The sequence below is a fragment of the Metabacillus niabensis genome (assembly GCF_902829255.1).
Taxonomy (GTDB): Bacteria; Bacillota; Bacilli; order Bacillales; family Bacillaceae; genus Metabacillus; species Metabacillus niabensis.
The window spans coordinates 1-982 of sequence record NZ_CADEPK010000192.1; the positions used below are offsets into that span (position 1 = coordinate 1).

At 28.9% G+C, this 982-nt stretch carries 1 protein-coding gene; it reads left to right on the plus strand.

Annotation, left to right across the window (positions count from 1 at the left end; genetic code table 11):
- Positions 1 to 303: 303 nt before the first annotated feature.
- Positions 304 to 759, plus strand: a complete 456-nt coding sequence (locus HU235_RS12870; RefSeq protein WP_174880459.1) for a YrvL family regulatory protein — start codon at positions 304 to 306, stop codon at positions 757 to 759.
- Positions 760 to 982: the final 223 nt, after the last annotated feature.

Consider the following 982-nt stretch of genomic DNA (forward strand, 5'->3'; position numbering starts at 1 on the left):
ATAATAAGGAAAAAATACTGGAGTGATTTTTTGTTATCAGGTATTATTTTTGCGATAATTTTTGTCATCATATTATTTTTGGCAATGGCTAAGACGATTAAGGACCAGCAAAAAAAATGATGTATTTTATAAACTTAGAAACTATGGGATCCTTGCTATATTAATAGGCAGGGTTATTTTTTTGAAAATATGATTCATGTCGGTAATCGTCGGGAAAACAACCGCTAATTTAAGAGGCTTTATTATATGTTAAAATGAAAGGGAACAAATGTAAAATTTTATCTAAAAGGAATTGTTTTAAAAATGAAAGAAAATAAAGATAACGATTCATTTCGCGATTTGAAATTCTTTGAGAAGATAGTAGTTATTGTATCGTTAACACTTCTTGTTGTCTTATCTATTGCTTTTGTAATCGGAATTTTTTATTTTGGAATGGCAGGGCTGTTTCAATTGTTTGGGGTGCAGTATACATCTGCTTATTCGCTGCTAGGTTTTGTGTTGGTCTTCTTTTTTGTTGGTTTTATAGTAGACTTATTTTCTATTGCTTTTATCAAGTTGACATCTCAATACATATCAAATAAATATACATTATTTATAACAAGAATGGCCATTGATAGCACATTTACTTTGTTAACTTTACATATAGTAGACGAATTTATGAATAGTATTACGATTTCTTTATTAACAGAAATTGTTGCAGCTATATTGCTTTTCTTTATTGATGTTGCGTTTGATAATAAGAAGGAAAAAACTAGCTAGTAGATAGACATAATAAATAAAGTTGTTTAGGAAATTGAATATTTCTGTTTGCTTGAGACTGTTTGAAAAGCAAAGGGTCCAATCTGACAAACTTTCGATAAAGGATTTATCATCCAACTATCAGTGTTTGTTGGACGGATTGCGATCCTTTTTTTTGACAGTCTCTATTTTTTTGGGAAAAATATTGAAATTTACGAACCGTTTGTGTATATTGTATATAAAG